This is a genomic window from Pseudomonas fluorescens (assembly GCF_902497875.1).
GTDB lineage: Bacteria > Pseudomonadota > Gammaproteobacteria > Pseudomonadales > Pseudomonadaceae > Aquipseudomonas > Aquipseudomonas fluorescens_BR.
In genome coordinates, this window is record NZ_CABVHY010000006.1 from 1 (window position 1) to 19,977 (window position 19,977).

A 19,977-nucleotide genomic window follows, 5' to 3' on the forward strand; every position below is an offset into this window, starting at 1 on the left:
CAGGTGCTGTGCCTGCCGATGATCATCGGCGGCCTGGCATTGATCTGGCTGGCGTATCACCGCGCTCCGGCAAGCAAAAGCGCCGCGCTATAAACTCGAATCGCAGGGCCCGGGCCCTGCGATCAAGGACACAGGTAACTCATGAAGCAATATCTCGAACTGGTAGCCCACGTCATCAAGAACGGCACCAAGCAGGCCAACCGCACTGGCGTGAACACCATCAGCTTCCCCGGCGCCATGCTGCGCTATGACCTGAAGGAAGGTTTCCCGGCCATCACCACCCGCAGGATGGCTTTCAAATCGGCGATCGGCGAGATGGTCGGTTTCTTGCGTGGCGTGAACAACGCCGCCGAGTTCCGTGCCCTCGGCTGCAAGGTCTGGGACCAGAACGCCAACGAAAACGCCCAGTGGCTGGCCAACCCGTTCCGCCAGGGCGATGACGACCTCGGCGAAATCTACGGTGTGCAATGGCGTAAATGGCCGGCGTACAAGCAGATCCCGGTGAGTAATCAGGCTGCCATCGAACAAACGCTGAGCCAGGGCTATCGGCAGATCGCCGAAGGTGAAGAAGACGGTCAGGCCTACGTGGTGCTATACAAGGCCATCGACCAGGTTCGCCAGTGCGTCGATACCATCATGAAGGATCCAGGCAGCCGCCGGATACTGTTCCACGGCTGGAACGTCGCTCAGCTGGATGAAATGGCCTTGCCGCCGTGCCACCTGCTGTACCAGTTCCATCCGAATGTCGAAACCAAAGAAATCTCTTTGACCCTCTACATCCGTTCCAACGACCTGGGGCTGGGCACGCCGTTCAACCTGACCGAAGGCGCAGCGCTGCTGAGCCTGATCGGCCGCCTGACCGGCTACACGCCACGCTGGTTCACCTATTTCATCGGTGATGCCCACGTTTACGAAAACCACCTGGACATGCTCAACGAACAGCTCACCCGCGAGCCGTTCCCGATGCCGAAACTGGTGATTTCCGAGCGCGTGCCGGAGTTTGCCAAGACCGGTATCTACCAGCCGGAATGGCTGGAGCAGATCGAGCCGAGCGACTTCTCGCTAGAGGGTTATCAGCACCACGCGCCAATGACCGCGCCGATGGCGGTCTAAGCGTTCGCCACCCCGCCGGCCGCATACACCCGTGATATCGCGGATGTACACAAATCCTGTAGGAGCTGCCGCAGGCTGCGATCTTTTGATCTTCGGCGCTCCTGCAGGCGCCAAAAGATCGCAGCCTGCGGCAGCTCCTACAAAAGCGGTCCGCATACGAACCTTCTAATGCCCGTGGCTACGGCCGACATGTGAATGCTCAGCCTCGCTCGCCACAACCCCGCCGCTGACCTCCAGCCGCTGCAAAATCCCGCACTGATCGATATCCGGCCCTTCGCTGCAGCGTTGGCGCAGGTCGAGCAGTTGTTCCTGCAAGGCCAGCAAACCGTCGATCCGCGCCTTGACGTGGTGGATGTGTTCGTCGATCAAGGCGTTGACGCTTTGGCATTGGCCTTGTGGGCTGTCGCGCAGACCCAGCAGGCTGCGGATTTCCTCGAGGGTCATGTCCAGGGTGCGGCAGTTGCGGATAAAGGTCAGCCGCTCGCTATGGGCCTGGGTGTACAACCGATAGTTGCCTTCACTGCGCGCAGGCTCGGGCAGCAGGCCCTCGCGTTCGTAATAACGGATGGTTTCCACTGGGCAGTCAGTGAGTTTCGCCAGTTCGCCGATCTTCATAACGGCAATCTCCGAATGGGTGCTTGACCCTATAGTGGCTACAGGGTCTTTACTTGGCAACAGGCACCTTTCCGGATGGACCCTCATGAGCGATTCCCTACACACCCACAAACCCGAAGCGGGGCACGATCACAAGTTGCAGCCTGTGCAGAAGCACGAGCATGGCAGTCACGGTGATTCCTGCTGTTCTGCCAAAGCTGCGCCAGCGCGGATCTTGCTGAGCGAAACCCTGACCGCCGGCGCACGGCTGAGCAGCTTCCGCATCGAAGCCATGGACTGCCCGACCGAGCAGACGCTGATCCAGAACAAGCTCGGCAAGCTTGCGGGTGTGCAGCAACTGCAGTTCAACCTGATCAATCGGGTGCTGGAGGTAACTCACGACCTGCCGTCCACTGCACCAATCATCGAGGCGATCAAATCCCTTGGCATGCAGGCTGAACCCATCGAGCAGGGCACGGATGCCGAGATATCCATCCCGACTCCCGTGAAAAAGCCCTGGTGGCCGCTGGCCCTGTCCGGCGTCAGCGCCTTGGCCGCCGAAGTGATCCACTTCACCAGCGCGGCGCCGACCTGGGTGGTGGCGTTGGTCGCGCTGGTGTCGATCCTCAGCGGCGGTCTTGGCACTTATAAGAAGGGCTGGATCGCCCTGAAAAACTTCAACCTGAACATCAATGCACTGATGAGCATCGCGGTGACCGGCGCGGTATTGATTGGCCAGTGGCCGGAAGCGGCGATGGTGATGTTCCTGTTCACCGTGGCCGAGTTGATCGAAGCCAAATCCCTCGATCGTGCGCGCAACGCCATCAGCGGCTTGATGCAAATGACCCCGGAACGGGCCACGGTGCGGCAAACTGACGGCAGTTGGCTCGAACAGGAAGTGAAAGGCATCGAGCTGGGAGCGTTGGTGCGGGTTCGTCCCGGCGAGCGTATCGCCCTGGATGGTGAAGTGGTGTCCGGTAACTCGACCATCGATCAGGCGCCGATCACTGGCGAAAGTCTGCCCATCGAGAAAACCCTGGGCGATAAAGTCTTCGCCGGGACCATCAACCAATCCGGCTCCCTCGAATACAAGGTGACCGCTGCAGCCAATAACTCGACCCTGGCGCGGATCATTCATGCCGTCGAACAGGCACAGGGCGCGCGGGCACCGACTCAACGTTTCGTCGACAGCTTCGCCAAAGTCTACACACCAGTGGTGTTCATTTTCGCCTTGGGCGTGGCGGTGATAGCGCCGCTGTTCATGGGCGGTGTCTGGTTTGACTGGATCTACCGCGCGCTGGTGCTGCTGGTGGTCGCCTGCCCATGCGCCTTGGTAATTTCCACACCGGTGACCATTGTCAGCGGCCTCGCGGCGGCGGCGCGCAAAGGTATCCTGATTAAAGGCGGGGTCTATCTGGAAGCTGGTTACAAGCTCGACTACCTGGCTCTGGACAAGACCGGCACCATCACCCACGGCAAACCGGTGCAGACCGATTATCTGTCCCTTGATCCGATCGCCGAGCAGGTCGCACCGGGGATTGCCGCCAGTCTGGCTGGGCGCTCGGATCACCCGGTGTCGCGGGCCATTGCCAACGCGGCTGTGGATAAACAGCTAACGCTGCACTCTGTGGATAACTTCGAGGCATTGAGCGGTCGCGGTGTGCGCGGTGAAATTGGTGGTCAGCTTTATCATTTGGGCAACCATCGACTGGTGGAAGAGCTGGGACTGTGCTCGCCAGCTTTGGAAGAGAAACTGTTCGCCCTGGAGCAACAGGGCAAGTCGGTGGTGTTGCTACTCGATGCTTCTGGCCCCTTGGCGCTGTTCGCGGTGGCCGACACGGTCAAGGAGTCCAGCCGCGAGGCGATCCACCAACTGCACGAGTTGGGCATCAAGACCCTGATGTTGACCGGCGACAACGTCCACACTGCTCAGGCGATTGCTGCGCAAGTCGGCATTGATCAAGCCCGGGGCGATCTGCTGCCGATCGACAAACTGCAGGCCATTGAAGCCTTGTATGCACAGGGCCACCGAGTCGGGATGGTCGGCGACGGCATCAACGACGCCCCGGCTCTGGCCCGTGCCGAGATTGGTTTTGCCATGGCTGCCGCCGGTACCGATACCGCCATCGAGACTGCTGATGTCGCCCTGATGGACGACGATCTGCGCAAGATCCCGGCATTTATCCGGCTGTCGCGGCGGACCTCGAGTATCCTCAAGCAAAATATAGCCTTGGCCCTGGTCATCAAAGCGATCTTTCTTGGGGTAACCTTCGCCGGGCTCGCCACCATGTGGATGGCGGTGTTTGCCGACATGGGCGTGAGCTTGTTGGTGGTGTTCAATGGTTTGCGCCTGTTGCGCAAATAGACGATGAGAGGGTGCAGTGCTGAGTGCCGAGCTGAAGGCTTTTTACATGGTCGCCCGCCTGGGCAGCATTACCCAAGCGGCGAAAAAGCTCGGCCTGAGCCAACCGACGGTGACCACGCAGATTCGTCAGCTGGAAAGCCAGTACTCGGTTGAGCTGTTCTATCGCGGTGGTCGCCGCATGAGTGTCAGCGACGAGGGCGCGCGATTGCTGCCGATGGTCAAGACGCTGTTGCAGCAGGAAGCCGATATCGAATTTTTCCTGCGCAACAGCGGCCAGGTCCAAGGCACGCTACGCATCGCCGCCACGGCACCGTATTACATCCTCGATCTGGTGAAGACCTTCCGCGAGCGCTTGCCCCAGGTTGAGGTGTCGGTGGAGATCGGCAATTCGCAACAGGTGCTGGAGTCACTGGAGGAGTACCGGGTCGATATTGCCGCTTCGTCGCAGTTGCTCGAAGACTCGCGGCTGGTGCGCCGGGTGCTGGGCACTGATCCGCTGGTGCTGGCGGTGCATCGCAATCATCCGCTGGCGGTCCATGACCACGTGCCACTGAGTGCGTTGGCCGGGCATACCTTGTTGATGCGCGAAGCGGGCTCTACCACCCGCCAGTTGACCGAGGACCTGCTCAGGCACGCCAACGTCAACTTTGGCCCATTGCTGGAAATCGGCAGCCGCGAGTCCATTCGTGAAGGCGTGCTGCGCAATATCGGTATCAGCATCATCGCCCGCCACGAGGTGCCCCATGATCCGCAACTGCGGGTGTTGACCTTTGAGGGGGCGCCGCAGATCGCCGAGTATCTGTATTGCCTCAAGGAAAGAAAAGGCGCACGCCTGCCGGCGGCCTTTCTCGGGTTGGCGCAGGAGATGGCGGGTTGCTGAGGATTTGTAGCGACTTTGAGATCCTATCGCGAGCAAGCTCGCTCCCACAGTTAATCTCTGGTGTTCACAAATAGTGTGTCCACAGAAGATCCAGATGTGGGAGCGAGCTTGATCCGGGCGGCGATCCGACGATAGCGCCAGACCAGACACCCTAAAACTCAACCCAAATCCACCAATACCACTATCGGTAACTTTTGCCTCGTTGCCACATCTCCTACGCATTCGGTCCCTAGGATGAGCCTCATCTGCTTGATGAGGTCTGTCCATGAACCACTCGATCGCTACTGCCCTGACCAATCCCGGTGCGCCGATGAAGGTGCGCGGTGTGCAGAAACGCTTCGGCGCTTTCACTGCGCTGGATAACGTTTCCCTGGACGTCGCTGCTGGCGAACTGGTGTGTCTGCTCGGGCCGTCCGGCTGCGGCAAGACCACTTTGTTGCGCTGCATCGCCGGGCTGGAGCGGCAGGACAGCGGCGAGTTGTACCTCGGTGATCGGGATGTTTCGCACCTGGCGCCGCAGGCCCGGGACTACGGCATTCTGTTCCAGTCCTACGCGCTGTTCCCCAATCTCACCGTCGAAGCCAACATCGCCTACGGTCTTGCCGGCAGTGGCCGCGATGAAGTGCGCAAACGCGTCGCACAGATGCTTGAACTGGTCGGGCTGATCGGTAGCGAGAAAAAGTACCCCGGCCAATTGTCCGGCGGCCAACAGCAGCGCGTAGCGCTGGCTCGGGCCTTGGCCCCGGCGCCGTCCTTGCTGTTGCTCGACGAACCGATGTCGGCTCTCGACGCCCGGGTTCGTGAGCATTTGTGCACCGAGTTGCGTCAGCTGCAGCGCAACCTGGGCATCACCACCCTGATGGTCACCCACAATCAGGACGAAGCCATGCTGATGGCCGACCGGATTGCCGTGATGAACAACGGCAAGGTCGAGCAATACGCCACGCCCCAGGAAATCTACGACAGGCCGGCGACGCCGTTCGTGGCCGAATTCGTCGGCCAGGGCAACTGGCTGCCGTTCCAGCGCAACAGCGACAGTCACGCTCAGGTCGGCGGGATGAATGTGCGTCTGGCTGAAAACTCTGGCCGGGCAGCCTCCGGACGTTTGTTCTGTCGCCCGGAAGCCATCAGCGTCAACCCGCCGGTGCATGAAGAAAACCTGTTCCCGGCGCGGGTCCGGGAAATTACCTTTCTCGGCAACCGCTGCCGCATGAGCTTCGAACTCAACCAACTGCCGGGCCATCCGCTACTCGCCGAACTGGCACCAGAGGCCATGCCGCGCCTCGGCGCCCAGGACATCATGGTCGCCTTGCCGCCACGCAGCCTGCAGGTGTTTGCCTGATGAGCGCGCAGATCGCCCTGCCGATTCCGCGCAAGCAGCTACGGCAGACCTCCCGCGCCGAAATCGGTGACCGGGTGTTTGTGGTCGGCGGCAAGGTCTTGCTGCTGTGTCTGCTCAGCGTCGCGGTGTTGATGCCGTTGCTGGCGATCTTCTGGCGCGGTTTCAGTGCCGAGGACGGGCAGGGCGGTGGTCTGGTGGCTGCTCGCGAACTGCTGAGCAGCGCCAACTTCCACTGGCTGCTGGGTAACAGTCTGAAGGTCTCTCTCAGCGTTGCGGCCATTGTCGTACCGCTGGCCTATCTGTTTGCCTACGCCCTGCAACGTACCTTGATTCCCGGCAAGGGCATCTGGCGTGGGATGTCGCTGTTGCCGCTGATGGCGCCGTCGATGCTGCCGGGGATCGCTTTGGTTTATCTGTTCGGCAACCAGGGTATGTTGCGCGGTTTGCTCTCGGACAATATCTACGGCTTCTGGGGCATTGTGCTCGGAGAGGTCATCTACACCTTCCCACACGCCCTGATGATTCTGCTGTCGGCGTTGTCCTTGGCGGATGCGCGACTCTTCGATGCCGCCTCCAGCATGGGCGCAAGCCCGGCGAAGGCCTTTCGCAGCATCACTTGGCCGGCGACTCGTCAGGCTGTGTTCGCAGCGTTCTGTTTGGTGTTCACCCTGACCATCACCGACTTCGGCGTCCCCGTGGTAGTCGGTGGCGACTATCAGGTGCTGGCGCTGGAAGCCTACAAGGCTGTGGTCGGCCAACAGCAATTCGGTCGCGGAGCCTTGATCGGCATGGTGTTGCTGCTGCCGGCACTGTTCAGCTTTGGCGTCGACGCTTGGTTGCGGCGGCGTCATGGCGACTCCATGAGCGGTCGGGCCCAAGTCTTTCAGCCAGCGCCCTCGCGGCTGCGCGATGCCTGCTTCCTGGCCGTCGTGTTGCTGATTTGCGCGGTGCTGTTGCTGGTGTTCGGCATGGCGGTGTACTCGTCGCTGGTCAAATTCTGGCCGTACAACCTGTCGCTGTCGCTCAACCATTACCAGTTCAATGACACTGCGGGCGGCGGTTGGCTGGCCTATGGCAACAGCGTGAAGATGGCCTTGTGCACGGCGTTGATCGGCAGCGTAGTGATCTTCACCGGCGCCTACCTGATGGAGAAAACCCACGGCCAGCGTGGTTTGAATCTGGCCCTGCGCATGCTCAGTTTTGTGCCGATGGCGGTCCCGGGTTTGGTGCTCGGCCTGGGCTACGTGTTTTTCTTCAACCTCAACGGCAACCCGCTGCATGTGTTCTACGGGACCATGACCCTGCTGGTGGTCTGCACCATTGCTCACTATTTGACCACCGCGCAAATGACCGCCACCACGGCGTTACGCCAGCTCGATGCTGAGTTCGAAGCCGCCGCGCTGTCGCTCAAGGCGCCGCTGTACCGCCACTACCTGCGGGTCACCGTGCCGATCTGCCTGCCGGCGCTGCTGGATATCGTCCGCTACCTGTTCGTCTCGGCGATGACCACGGTTTCGGCGGCGATCTTTCTCTACAGCCCCGACACCATCCTCGCGGCAGTGGCGGTGCTGAACATGGACGACGCCGGCAACGTCGGCGGCGCGGCGGCCATGTCGACCCTGATTCTGTTCACCTCGGCGGGCGTCTCGCTGCTGCTGGCCTGGGCCTCGCGCGGCTTGCTGCGTCGCTCCCAGGCCTGGCGCCAGACCGCGCCCGGCAACTGATCTGCTGCACCCCTACTCTGATCCGCACTCACAAAGGAACTGCATCATGTTCAAGCCCCTGGCTCTTGCCGCTGCTGTCCTCTCCGCTTTCAGCCTGAATGCCTTTGCGGCGAAAACCGAGCTGACGGTCTACACCGCCCTCGAAGCCGAGCAACTGAAGACTTACAAACAGGCCTTCGAAGCAGCCAATCCGGATGTCGAGATCAAGTGGGTGCGCGATTCCACCGGGATCATCACCGCCAAACTGCTGGCTGAAAAAGCCCGGCCACAGGCTGACGCGGTCTGGGGCCTGGCGGCGTCGAGCCTGGCGATCCTCGATCAGCAGGGCATGCTGCAAAGCTACGCGCCGAAGGACCTGGGCAAGATCGGCAGCAACTACCGCGACGCAGCCAACCCGCCAGCCTGGGTCGGCATGGACATCTGGGCCGCGACCATTTGCTTCAACACCGTCGAAGCCGAGAAGCAAGGCCTGACCAAGCCCGTGAGTTGGCAGGACCTGACCAAGCCGGAGTACAAAGGCAAGATCGTCATGCCCAACCCGGCATCCTCCGGTACCGGCTTTCTCGACGTCAGCGCCTGGCTGCAGACCTTCGGCGAGAAGCAGGGCTGGCAGTACATGGACGACCTGCACCAGAACATCGGCCAGTACGTTCACTCCGGTTCCAAACCGTGCAAGCTGGCGGCAGCGGGTGAATTCCCAATCGGTATCTCCTTCGAATACCCGGCAGTGCAGCTCAAACGCCAGGGCGCACCCCTGGACATCGTCCTGCCAAAAGAAGGCCTGGGCTGGGAAATCGAAGCCACTGCGGTGATCAAGGGCACGCCGCATGAAGACGCGGCGAAGAAACTCGCCGACTTCTCCGCCAGCCCAGCGGCGATGGAGCTGTACAAGGAGAACTTCGCGGTACTCGCGCAGCCCGGTATCGCCAAACCGCAGACCGAACTGCCGGCCGACTACGAGCAGCGCCTGATCAAGAACGACTTCGCCTGGGCCTCGAAGAACCGCGACGAGATTCTCACCGAGTGGCGCAAGCGTTATGACGGCAAGTCGGAGAAGGTGGCTGCCAAGTAACTGACACAACCCCCCTGTGGCGAGGGAGCTTGCTGTGGCGAGGGGGCTTGCCCCCGCTGGAGTGCGAAGCGCTCCTAAAACCTGCAACCGAGTTCTGCCAGGTAGAACGCGTTGGATGGTTTTACGACTGCTGCGCAGCCGAGCGCGGGCAAGCCCGCTCGCCACAGGGGATCTCAGTTGTGCGCAAGAATTGTTCAGGGCATAAATATGGCTAATCACAGCGACATACTGATCGTAGGCGCCGGCATTCTCGGCCTGTCCCACGCTTATGCCGCGGCCAGACGCGGTCTCAAGGTCAAAGTTTTCGAACGCAGCGAAACGCCCTTGGGCGCTTCGGTGCGCAATTTCGGCCAGGCACTGGTCACAGGCCAACCCCCCGGGCCGATGCTTGATCTGGCGCGGGCCAGCCGCGATATCTGGGGTCAATGGGCACAACTGGCGGGTCTGCAACTCAAGCGCAACGGCTCGTACCTGTTTGCCCGAAACGAAGCCGAAGAACACTTGCTCGAAGCGTTCTGCGCCGGTCGCGCAGTGGAGCACGGCTACCGCGTCGAGCTGCTGCGCGGTGCGGCATTGCGCGACGTGTACGCTGGCCAGTTCACTCATCATCGCGCGGCATTGCACGGTCTGGATGATCAGCAACTGTACTCCCGCGAGGCGATTCCCCAACTGATCGACTACCTGCGCGGCGAGTTGGGCGTGGAGTTTCATTTCTCGACGCTGGTTCGTGACATCGAACCGGGTCAGTTGCACAGCACTGCGGGGATCTTCAGTGGCAAGCAGATCGTGGTCTGTTCCGGTCATGATTATCAGACGCTGCTGGCCGAGCAGATCGCTGAACTGAACCCGCAAATCTGTCGTCTGCAAATGCTCCGCGCCCGGCCGCAACTCAATCTGAATGTGCAACATGCATTGCTCACCGGTTTGAGTTGCGTGCATTACGGCGCCTTTGCCGATCTGCCGGAAGCCGCGGCGGTGCAAGCACAGATCCTTCGCCAGACGCCTCATCTGCACGAACACGGGATTCATCTGTTGATCAGCCCTACGCCTTACGGCGAGCTGATCATCGGTGACTCCCACGATTACGCCCGTGATCCATCTCCGTTCAACGGCGAGCAGGTGGATAGCTGGCTGATTGAACTGGCCGAGCAGACGCTGGGTTGCAAGGTGCAGGTGGTCGAACGCTGGCAGGGCGTCTATGGTTCTCGCGGGCCTGGTCCATTCTCGTTCCTGCGCCCGGCGCCGGGGGTGAGCGTGGCACTGATGCACACGGGTGTGGGCATGAGTGTCGGGCCGGCAATGGCTGAGCGAAATGTCGCAACCTTGTTGGGGGAGACTGGATGAACCGTAGTGAGCAGGTGATTGCCGAGGTCTTCGGCTTGTATGAGCAATTCGGTGCCAGCGATTACATCGGCGAACCGGTGTCGCAGCTCGAGCATATGTCCCAGGCCGCGCAGCTGGCACTGGCCGAAGGCTTCGACGATGAAGTGGTGCTGGCGGCGTTCTTTCACGATATCGGGCATCTCTGCGGGCAGGGTGCCGAGAACATGGGCGGGTATGGCGTGGTCAGCCATGAACGGCTCGGTGCGGATTATTTGCGCCGCGCCGGCTTCAGCGAACGCATGGCGCGGCTGGTGGAGTATCACGTCCAGGCCAAGCGTTATCTGACACTGAAAGAGTCGGGATACTACGACCGACTCAGCGAAGCCAGCCGGCGGACCCTGGAGTATCAGGGCGGGGTAATGACGATTGAAGAGGCTGAGGCGTTCGAGCAGGACCCATTGTGCTCCGTCAGCCTGCGGATGAGGCATTGGGATGAGCAGGCCAAGGACATGGGGGTGCCAGTGCTGGACCTTAAAGACTTGAAGGAAAAGGCCCGGCGCTTGCTGATGGCGTGACCTGATTGTCTCTCGCGGATTAGAGAAAGCTCTTACTGCAAAACAGGAGTTGTCACATGGGGCATTCTTGCGGCTGACGATAGTCTTGAAGCACCTTTTGCCTTCAAGAGACACCTGCATGCGCTATTTGAAAGTCACCGCCCAGGATCGCAGCGGCAATCACCGGGCCGATACGGTTCTTCTGCATTTTTTCGAAGAGGTCTGCGGCGCTGAAGACAAACTGATTCGCAAGGCTTACGCGCTGGATATCACGGCTGATGGTGGTGTCGACTTCCAGGCTGGCGATGCCAATGGCGACGGTCAGGAAACCATCAAGGACGAGCAGTTACTGAAGGCATTCGCCGACGCTTTCCTGAAACTCAACTGGTTCAATCATGGAGATACCTGGGCGCGTTACCTGAAGATTTTCACTGAGGACTTTTTCCAGGATGGCTCACCCGATACGGTGCGTTTGCATTTTCATGAGGGGACTGGAACCCCGCGCGATCAGACGATTGCCTATACCGCCTCGGCGTATGACACCAACAATGACGGCAAACTGGATTCGTTAATCCATTTTGACGTCAACAATGACGGTACCACCGGCAAGGCGGATTATGATCTGGTCAAGTTATTGAGTCGTGGATTTCTGGCATTCAACTGGTATGGCCATTAAGCAGTGCGGGATGCTCAGACTTCGCCGATTTGCTCCGAGAGAGCATCGATCTGCTCTTGCCTCTCTGCCTGACTCAACCGCGCATGCGGATTAAGCGACGACCATTGTGGGTGTGCCCGGGCCTTGTGCAGCGCTTCTGGCAGCTTGCCCTCGCGCCAGGTTTTATCTTGCGGGGTGGCGACCTGGATGCTGTCCATTGCCGCATGACCGCGCAGGTCCAACGCTTGCAGTAATTGCCGTTGGCGCAGGGCCAACAGACGCAGAACGCTGTCGTCGACGGTCAATTCGCGCTGGCCCCTGATCTTGCCGAGCAAGCGGCTGCCATAGCTGCGGGCGGTTTGCAGTGCGCCACCGGCAATCGCACCCGCTAATGCTGCCGCACCGAGGGTCAAGCCGCCCACCAGTAGATCGACTCCGGCACCGGCGGCCGCGCCCGCGGCGATCCCACCACCGACTCGAACGCCCAGTTGCTTGAGGGTTTCGGGGTTGAACAAGTCGTCACCCCAGCGGCCATCGAGCAGGGGTAAATCACTGGCGGCAGCGTCCTGCGGGCGGAAGGCGTAGAGCTTGAGCAGCGCTTCGACGCAGCGTTGTTCGCGCTGGCGAACGGCTTTGCGCAGTTCGCTGATAGCTTGCTGTTCTTGCTCGGCTTCGCTGACCACACTGCGGCGACAGGCCGCGCAATCAATCAACAGTTCGGCGATCAAGCGCGAGGCACTTTGCTGACGAGCCAGACGTTGCTTGTGCTGGTCGGCAATCAATCGCTCCAACTGGCCGCGCGAGCTTTCCAGCAGCAGAGAGAGGCTCTCGTACAGTCGCCGCTCGCCGTCCTGTGGCGGTGCCACGCTGTCGAAACGCACCAGTGCATGCAACCCCAGGCGGGCCAGGGCCTCGCGCCAATCGGGTTCGCGGTGGTTGGCACTGCTGACGAAATTCAGCACCGGCAACAGCGGCTTGCCGCAGCTGGAGAGCACCGCCAGTTCATCGCGGTACTTGGCCAATACCGGTTCGCGGGCGTCGATCACATAGAGCCCGGCATCCGAGGCCAGTAACTGGCGCAGGACTTTGGCTTCCTGTTCGAAACGCTGACGCGCCTCGCTGCCGTCGAGAAACCGAGTCAGTCGTGCGGGGCCGTCGAGGCGTTCGCCGGGACGCTCCAGGCGCTCCAGATAGTCGAGCAGGGCAATTGCGTCTTCCAGCCCCGGAGTGTCATAGAGTTCCAGCAAGGCGTCGCCGTCCACCGATAACCGCGCGCCTTCGACGTGGCGGGTGGTGCTTGGGCGATGGGAGACTTCGCCGAAGCCGACATCCCGGGTCAGGGTGCGCAGCAGCGAGGTTTTACCAACGTTGGTATGACCGACCACGGCCAGCTTCAGTGGCTTAGTCATGTCCATTCTCCAACCAGTTCAGCGGGGCGCAATCGGCGAAAGGTAACTCCAGCTGTTGCAGAGCGAGGTGCCAGTCGCCGAGGCGCTCGGCATCCAGTGCCTGGCCGGGCGGCGCTTGCAGCAGCCAGACGCGGGTCGCCGTGGCGCTGCGGGCCAGTTCGGCGATCAGCGCCAGGCTGCCGCGATCCGGCGAACGACGTGGGTCGCAGGCAATCGCCAGACGTGCCGGGGGAAAGCGGCTCATTTGCTCCAGAAGCTTTTGCCGGGATTCACGGCTGTCGAGGATGCCGGCGTCTTTAACGGTTTTTGGCATCTGCGGCGGCCATGGGCGTTGATCGTCCAGCTCGATGGCGACCAGCAATGCACCATCACTGTTCTGTGCGCTGACGCCGCTCTGGATCACCGGCAATTGCTCGGGTGCGGCATCGTTGATACCGAGCCGTTCACTGCTGGGCATCAAGCGTTCGCGCAATTGGCTATAGCCGGGCAGATTCAGGTCGAGGCGCAAGGCCTTGCGGCCGTGTTTCCAGCGCCATAAACAGAACAGCGCCAGCAGCAGGCGCGGTAATACCCCATAGACCAGCAGCACCCCGACCAGCCATCCAGCCCAGGCTTGTCGGGCGCTTTCGATATTCAGCCCGGCATCGCCGCTGGCGCGGATCATGTCCTCGGTTGGCACGCTGAAACCCAGCAGGGCGGGCAGTGCACCTAGCGCCTGGGTCATGGCGACAAAAGTCTCGCCACCGAGAATGGTGGTTTCCCAGACAAAGCCATAGCGCCGGGTCGCCAGCAGCATCAGCACAATCGCCAGGGCGCTGAGCAGTGCCAGCAGCCACAAGCCGTTGACCAACACGCCAACGGCCCAGCGATTGAGCTTCTTGCGTTGCAGTAATAGCAACAGGGCGGGTGCCAGTTGTGCGGCTTTGGCATCCCGGGCGAGTTTTTCGCCGAGCCACAACCATAAGCGTCCCAGGCTCGCGCTGTGTTCACCGGCGAACAGCAGACCCAGGGCCCAGCCGAGCAGCAGAATCAGATTCAAACCGAGCAGACTGCCCAGGGCCCAGAACACATTGACCGGAACCTGGCCGTCGCCCAGCGCGGCAAACGCCAGTCCGGCGCCGCCGACAATCGCCAGCAGCGCCAGCACGATCAATGCCAGCCGTGCGCCCTGCAGCCAATGGCGTAGCGCGTCGGTGAGCCCATCGCGGTCGGCCAGCCACCTGGCGCGGTACTGGATACGGCTCGGCAGGTCGCCCCCGGCGTTGCGGGCCAGGCGGTTGGCTTCGAGGTCTTCCAAAGGGCCTGCGTGGTCTTCACGCAGGCGTACGGTTTCAGTCAGCCAGAGACTTTCCAGCGGAGTCAGTGCAGTCACGCGCCATCCCATTGCTCAAGTGAGCCAAGAGCATAACCGCTGCGCGCCAATCGGGCACGTTGCGAGCATGCATGCCTCTGGTATCCTCGCCGACATGAAAAATACTCTCCCCCTCAGCCTGATCGCAGCCCTCGGTGAAAACCGCGTGATCGGCGTCGACAACAGCATGCCCTGGCACTTGCCGGGGGATTTCAAATATTTCAAGGCCACCACCCTCGGCAAGCCGATCATCATGGGGCGCAAGACCTGGGATTCCCTTGGTCGTCCGCTGCCGGGCCGGCTGAACATCGTGGTCAGTCGTCAGGCGAATCTGTGTTTGGAAGGCGCGGAGGTTTATCCGTCATTGGAGGCCGCCGTGGTCCGCGCTGAGGAATGGGCCCGCGAGCAGGGCGTCGATGAGGTGATGCTGATTGGTGGCGCGCAGCTGTATGCGCAAGGGCTGGCGCAGGCCGATCGGCTGTACCTGACCCGCGTGGCGCTAAGCCCGCAGGGCGATGCATGGTTTCCGGAGTTTGACCTGGCGCAGTGGAAGCTGGTGTCCAATACCTCGAACCCGGCGGTGGATGACAAGCCGGCGTATAGCTTCGAGGTGTGGGAGAAAGCTTAAAAGCATCGCGAGCAAGCTCGCTCCCACAGAATATCTGTCGATCACAATTTGTGATTTAGCCCTGAACCTGTAGGAGCTGGCGAAGCCTGCGATCTTTTGATCTTTGTGGCCGCTAAAAGATCGCAGCCTGCGGCAGCTCCTACGCCTGCACCAACTCCCCATGCTCGTCCGCATCCAGCAGCTCTTTATCAGTCTGCTGCATGATCTGGCTGGTGATCGCGCCAGCGGTCATCGAGCCGCTGACGTTCAACGCGGTACGGCCCATGTCGATCAGCGGTTCGACCGAGATCAGCAGTGCCACCAGCGCCACCGGCAAACCCATGGCCGGCAGTACGATCAGCGCGGCAAAGGTCGCACCGCCGCCGACCCCGGCAACCCCGGCCGAACTCAAGGTCACAATCGCCACCAGCGTCGCGATCCACAGCGGATCCAGCGGGTTGATACCCACGGTTGGCGCGACCATCACCGCCAACATTGCCGGGTAGAGCCCGGCACAGCCGTTCTGGCCGATGGTCGCGCCAAACGAGGCGGCGAAGCTGGCGATCGATTGCGGAATGCCCAGGCGACGAGTTTGCGCTTCGATGCTCAGCGGAATGCTCGCGGCGCTGGAGCGGCTGGTGAAGGCAAAGGTCAGCACTGGCCAAATTTTACGGAAGAAGCGCAGCGGATTGATCCCGGCCAGCGACACCAGCAGGCCGTGAACCACGAACATCAGCCCCAGGCCGATGTACGACACCACCACGAAACTGCCGAGCTTGATGATGTCTTGCAGGTTGGAGCCAGCGACCACTTTAGTCATCAGCGCCAGCACGCCATAGGGCGTCAGCTTCATCACCAGACGAACCAGGCGCATGACCCAGGCCTGCAGGGTGTCGATAGCGTTGAGCACTTTCTGGCCTTTTTCGACATCATCCTTGAGCAGCTGCAGCGCGGCGACCCCGAGGAACGCGGCGAAGATCACCACACTGATGATCGACGTCGGCTTGGCCCGGGCCAGGTCGGCGAAGGGGTTCTGCGGGATGAATGACAGCAGCAGTTGCGGGATATTCAGGTCGGCGACCTTGCCGGCGTAGTCGGACTGAATGGTTTGCAGGCGTGCCAGTTCCTGAGTGCCGGCTACCAGACCTTCAGCGGTCAGGCCAAACAGGTTGGTCAGACCGATGCCGATCAGCGCCGCGATGGCGGTGGTGAACAGCAGTGTACCGATGGTCAGGAAGCTGATCTTGCCCAGCGACGAAGCGTTGTGCAGGCGGGCCACGGCACTGAGGATCGAGGCGAACACCAGCGGGATCACGATCATTTGCAGCAGCTGCACGTAACCATTGCCCACCAGATCGAACCAGCCGATGGAGGCTTTCAGGATTGGGCTGCCGGCACCATAAATACTGTGCAGCGCGACGCCGAAGACCACGCCCAGCACTAGCGCCAACAAGACCTTCTTGGCCAGACTCCATGAGGTATGGCGGGTTTGTGCCAGGCCCAGCAGCAGGGCGAGGAATACCAGCAGATTGAGGATCAGCGGCAGATTCATTGAAGCTCCATAAAGACTTGTGCCAATCGCCTTGGGCTGCGATTGCGAACCGCGAATCCTAACAGTTTGATATCTAAGGAATTAATACCTGTATGGAATCAATACTGTCGTTTTTGGAATAAGCCGCTGACGCTCAGGCGAATGCCGATGACGTAATCAGGACGCAAGCAGTCGCGCGCAGGAGAGAGGTGTCATACGGATTTGTTAGCGTCGATAGCTTCAATTCAGGGAGAAAACGCACATGAAGCTCGCTCCGAGATTGTTTGCTGTCGCGCTGTGCCTGGGCCTTGCCGGTCAGGCGTTCGCCACCGACTTGAAACACTGGCCGCAGGATCAGGCCAGGCAACTGGACGCGATGATCGCGGCCAACGCCAACAAGGGTAACTACGCGGTGTTCGACATGGACAACACCAGTTACCGCTACGATCTGGAAGAGTCGTTGTTGCCGTTCATGGAAAACAAAGGCCTGATCACCCGCGACAAACTCGATCCCTCCCTGAAGTTGATCCCGTTCAAGGACAGCGCCGACCACAAGGAAAGCCTGTTCAGCTATTACTACCGCCTTTGCGAACTCGATGACATGGTCTGCTACCCATGGGTCGCGCAAGTCTTCTCCGGCTTCACCCTCAAGGAGCTCAAAGGCTACGTCGACGAGCTGCTGGCCTCGGGCAAGCCGGTGCCGAGCACCTACTACGAAGGCGATGTGGTCAAGACCATCGAAGTGAATCCGCCGAAAATATTCACCGGCCAGAAAGAGCTCTACAACAAGCTGATGGAAAATGGCATCGAGGTCTACGTGATGACCGCCGCCTCCGAAGAACTGGTGCGGATGGTCGCTTCCGATCCAAAGTATGGCTACAACGTCAAACCGCAGAACGTGATCGGCGTGAGCCTGCTGCTCAAGGACCCCAAGACCGGCGAACTGACCACCGCGCGCAAGCAGATCACTGCCGGCAAATATGACGAGAAGGCCAACCTCGGCCTCGAGCTGACACCCTACCTCTGGACGCCTGCAACCTGGATGGCCGGCAAGCAGGCCGCGATCCTGACCTACATCGACGAATGGAAAAAGCCGGTTCTGGTGGGCGGCGATACTCCGACCAGCGACGGCTACATGTTGTTTCACAGCGTCGACGTCGCCAAGGGCGGCATCCACCTGTGGATCAACCGCAAGGACAAATACATGACCCAGATTAACGGCATGATGGCCAAGCACGCCGCGGCTCAGGCCAAAGAAGGCCTGACGGTGACAGCGGACAAGAACTGGGTGATCGTTAAGCCGGAAGATATCTTGTAGGAGCTGGCGAAGCCTGCGATCTTTTGATCTTGATCTTTTGGGATTTGCACCATACCGCAAAAGATCGCAGCCTGCGGCAGCTCCTACGGGATCGCGCATAGCCAGAATTTCACGGGTGTACCCGATCGGCGTAGGAGCTGGCGCAGCCTGCGATCTTTTGATCTTTCTGAAAACAAAAAAATGCCCCGCACGTAGCGGGGCATTTTTATTGCTGCGATTGACGCTTACAGCCCGTCGAGCATCGCCTTGTTACGCACAGCGCCTTTGTCGGCGCTGGTCGCCAGCAGGGCGTAAGCCTTCAGCGCAGTGGTCACTTTACGTGGACGCTTTTCCACCGGTTTCCAGCCTTTCTGGTCCTGCTCGGCACGTCGCCCAGCCATCTCTTCATCGCTGATCAACAGGTTGATCGAGCGGTTCGGAATGTCGATCAGCACCTTATCGCCATCCTGAACCAGGCCAATTGCGCCGCCGGCAGCCGCTTCAGGCGAAGCGTGACCGATGGACAGGCCCGAGGTACCGCCGGAGAAGCGGCCGTCGGTGAGCAGGGCGCAGGCTTTGCCCAGGCCTTTGGACTTCAGATAGGAAGTCGGGTAGAGCATTTCCTGCATGCCTGGACCGCCTTTCGGGCCTTCGTAACGGATGATCACGATGTCGCCGGCCTTCACTTCGTCGGCGAGGATGCCGCGTACGGCGCTGTCCTGGCTTTCGAAGATTTTTGCGTTGCCTTCGAACACGTGAACCGACTCATCGACACCGGCGGTTTTCACCACGCAACCATCCAGGGCGATGTTGCCGTACAGCACGGCCAGGCCGCCTTCTTGCGAGTAAGCGTGCTCGACACTGCGAATGCAGCCGTTTTCACGGTCGTCATCCAGGGTTTCCCAACGGGTCGACTGGCTGAATGCGGTCTGGGTCGGGATACCGGCAGGGCCGGCCTTGAAGAAGGTGTGAACGGCTTCATCGTCAGTCTGGGTGATGTCCCATTTGGCGATGCCGTCGGCCAGGGTCTTGCTGTGTACAGTCGGCAGGTCGGTGTGCAGCAAGCCGCCACGGGCCAGTTCGCCGAGAATGCTGAAGATTCCGCCGGCGCGGTGCACGTCTTCCATATGGTATTTCTGGATGTTCGGCGCGACCTTGCACAGTTGCGGGACTTTGCGCGACAGGCGATCGATGTCCTGCAGGTTGAAGTCGATCTCGGCTTCTTGAGCCGAAGCCAGCAAGTGCAGAATGGTGTTGGTCGAGCCGCCCATGGCGATGTCCAGCGTCATGGCGTTCTCGAACGCCTTGAAGTTGGCGATATTGCGCGGCAATACCGACTCATCGTTTTCGTTGTAGTACTGACGGCACAGATCGACGATGGTGCGGCCCGCTTGCAGGAACAGCTGCTCGCGATCGCTGTGAGTGGCGAGTGCCGTACCATTGCCCGGCAAGGCCAGACCAAGGGCTTCGGTCAGGCAGTTCATCGAGTTGGCGGTGAACATGCCGGAGCATGAGCCACAGGTCGGGCAGGCGCTGCGCTCGTATTCAGCGACTTTCTCGTCAGAAGCGCTGGAGTCGGCGGCGATCACCATGGCGTCGACCAGGTCCAGGCCGTGGCTGGCGAGCTTGGTTTTGCCCGCTTCCATCGGCCCGCCGGAAACGAAGATTACCGGGATGTTCAGGCGCAAGGCAGCCATCAACATGCCGGGGGTGATCTTGTCGCAGTTGGAGATGCAGACGATCGCATCGGCGCAGTGGGCGTTGACCATGTACTCGACGGAGTCGGCGATGATCTCGCGGCTCGGCAGGGAATAGAGCATGCCGTCATGGCCCATGGCGATGCCGTCATCCACCGCAATGGTGTTGAATTCCTTGGCAACGCCACCGGCGCGCTCGATCTCGCGGGCGACCAGTTGGCCCATGTCCTTGAGGTGGACGTGGCCCGGTACGAATTGAGTGAACGAGTTGGCAATGGCGATGATCGGCTTTTTGAAGTCGGCATCTTTCATCCCCGTGGCGCGCCACAGTGCGCGAGCACCGGCCATGTTGCGGCCGTGGGTGGATGTTTTCGAGCGGTAATCAGGCATGTAGCACTCCGGGCGGCTAATCAGGTATCAAAAGGGAAGTGAGCTTCTATTGACGTCTGGAACACACAGAAAT

General features: G+C 60.7%; 16 protein-coding genes and 1 pseudogene. 12 read left to right on the forward strand and 5 right to left on the reverse strand.

The window, feature by feature from the left end; genetic code table 11:
• Together F8N85_RS07060 and F8N85_RS07065 are read left to right on the forward strand one after the other, a co-directional pair.
• Window positions 1-93: pseudogene (locus F8N85_RS07060) on the forward strand (prolipoprotein diacylglyceryl transferase); the annotation flags it as partial.
• Between the two features lie 48 nt (window positions 94-141).
• The gene (locus tag F8N85_RS07065; RefSeq protein ID WP_150802939.1) at window positions 142-1,113 is read left to right on the forward strand and encodes a thymidylate synthase; all 972 of its coding nucleotides are present in this window, start codon (window positions 142-144) and stop codon (window positions 1,111-1,113) included.
• A gap of 165 nt (window positions 1,114-1,278) precedes the next feature.
• On the opposite strand, the gene cadR is transcribed toward F8N85_RS07065, so the two are convergent.
• On the reverse strand, window positions 1,279-1,728 hold the full coding sequence (cadR, locus tag F8N85_RS07070; protein WP_150802940.1) for a Cd(II)/Pb(II)-responsive transcriptional regulator: 450 nt from the start codon (window positions 1,726-1,728) through the stop codon (window positions 1,279-1,281).
• An 85-nt stretch (window positions 1,729-1,813) separates the two neighbouring features.
• On the opposite strand from cadR, the gene F8N85_RS07075 reads away from it, so the two are divergent.
• From F8N85_RS07075 to F8N85_RS07110, 8 genes are all read left to right on the forward strand, one after another.
• On the forward strand, window positions 1,814-4,072 hold the full coding sequence (locus F8N85_RS07075) for a heavy metal translocating P-type ATPase (protein WP_150802941.1): 2,259 nt from the start codon (window positions 1,814-1,816) through the stop codon (window positions 4,070-4,072).
• A gap of 16 nt (window positions 4,073-4,088) precedes the next feature.
• Window positions 4,089-4,952 carry a LysR family transcriptional regulator gene (locus F8N85_RS07080; RefSeq protein ID WP_150802942.1) on the forward strand — a complete coding sequence of 288 codons (864 nt, stop codon included), beginning with the start codon at window positions 4,089-4,091 and terminating at the stop codon, window positions 4,950-4,952.
• Window positions 4,953-5,217: 265 nt separating this feature from the next.
• Complete coding sequence (locus tag F8N85_RS07085; RefSeq protein ID WP_150802943.1) at window positions 5,218-6,294, forward strand: putative 2-aminoethylphosphonate ABC transporter ATP-binding protein; 1,077 nt, start codon at window positions 5,218-5,220, stop codon at window positions 6,292-6,294.
• Window positions 6,294-8,018, forward strand: coding sequence for a putative 2-aminoethylphosphonate ABC transporter permease subunit (locus F8N85_RS07090; protein ID WP_150802944.1), 1,725 nt, complete (start codon window positions 6,294-6,296; stop codon window positions 8,016-8,018). Before F8N85_RS07085 ends, F8N85_RS07090 begins: the two co-directional genes overlap by 1 nt.
• Window positions 8,019-8,064: 46 nt before the next feature.
• On the forward strand, window positions 8,065-9,090 hold the full coding sequence (locus F8N85_RS07095; protein WP_150802945.1) for a putative 2-aminoethylphosphonate ABC transporter substrate-binding protein: 1,026 nt from the start codon (window positions 8,065-8,067) through the stop codon (window positions 9,088-9,090).
• A 207-nt stretch (window positions 9,091-9,297) separates the two neighbouring features.
• A complete protein-coding gene (locus F8N85_RS07100) occupies window positions 9,298-10,434 on the forward strand; it encodes a TIGR03364 family FAD-dependent oxidoreductase (RefSeq protein WP_150802946.1) in 1,137 nt (378 codons plus the stop codon).
• Window positions 10,431-10,988: a phosphonate degradation HD-domain oxygenase gene (locus F8N85_RS07105; RefSeq protein WP_150802947.1), complete on the forward strand. Its 558-nt coding sequence runs from the start codon at window positions 10,431-10,433 to the stop codon at window positions 10,986-10,988. The genes F8N85_RS07100 and F8N85_RS07105 overlap by 4 nt, the downstream gene beginning before the upstream one ends.
• Before the next feature lie 118 nt (window positions 10,989-11,106).
• Window positions 11,107-11,643, forward strand: a complete 537-nt coding sequence (locus F8N85_RS07110; protein ID WP_150802948.1) for a hypothetical protein — start codon at window positions 11,107-11,109, stop codon at window positions 11,641-11,643.
• 14 nt (window positions 11,644-11,657) lie between these two features.
• On the opposite strand, the gene F8N85_RS07115 is transcribed toward F8N85_RS07110, so the two are convergent.
• Entirely contained in the window at window positions 11,658-13,031 is a 1,374-nt protein-coding gene (locus F8N85_RS07115) for a GTPase/DUF3482 domain-containing protein (protein WP_150802949.1), read from the reverse strand.
• On the reverse strand, window positions 13,024-14,403 hold the full coding sequence (locus tag F8N85_RS07120) for a DUF2868 domain-containing protein (RefSeq protein WP_150802950.1): 1,380 nt from the start codon (window positions 14,401-14,403) through the stop codon (window positions 13,024-13,026). The genes F8N85_RS07115 and F8N85_RS07120 overlap by 8 nt, the downstream gene beginning before the upstream one ends.
• A 94-nt stretch (window positions 14,404-14,497) precedes the next feature.
• Between F8N85_RS07120 and F8N85_RS07125 the strand changes: the two genes are divergently transcribed.
• Window positions 14,498-15,010: a dihydrofolate reductase gene (locus tag F8N85_RS07125; protein ID WP_150802951.1), complete on the forward strand. Its 513-nt coding sequence runs from the start codon at window positions 14,498-14,500 to the stop codon at window positions 15,008-15,010.
• A 139-nt stretch (window positions 15,011-15,149) separates the two neighbouring features.
• Here F8N85_RS07125 and F8N85_RS07130 read toward each other — a convergent pair whose 3' ends face one another.
• Window positions 15,150-16,541, reverse strand: coding sequence for an L-cystine transporter (locus F8N85_RS07130; RefSeq protein ID WP_150802952.1), 1,392 nt, complete (start codon window positions 16,539-16,541; stop codon window positions 15,150-15,152).
• A gap of 241 nt (window positions 16,542-16,782) precedes the next feature.
• Here F8N85_RS07130 and F8N85_RS07135 point away from each other — a divergent pair, with 241 nt between their 5' ends.
• On the forward strand, window positions 16,783-17,838 hold the full coding sequence (locus F8N85_RS07135; protein WP_150802953.1) for a haloacid dehalogenase-like hydrolase: 1,056 nt from the start codon (window positions 16,783-16,785) through the stop codon (window positions 17,836-17,838).
• A 224-nt stretch (window positions 17,839-18,062) separates the two neighbouring features.
• Here F8N85_RS07135 and ilvD read toward each other — a convergent pair whose 3' ends face one another.
• The gene (ilvD, locus tag F8N85_RS07140) at window positions 18,063-19,904 is read right to left on the reverse strand and encodes a dihydroxy-acid dehydratase (RefSeq protein WP_150802954.1); all 1,842 of its coding nucleotides are present in this window, start codon (window positions 19,902-19,904) and stop codon (window positions 18,063-18,065) included.
• Window positions 19,905-19,977: the final 73 nt, after the last annotated feature.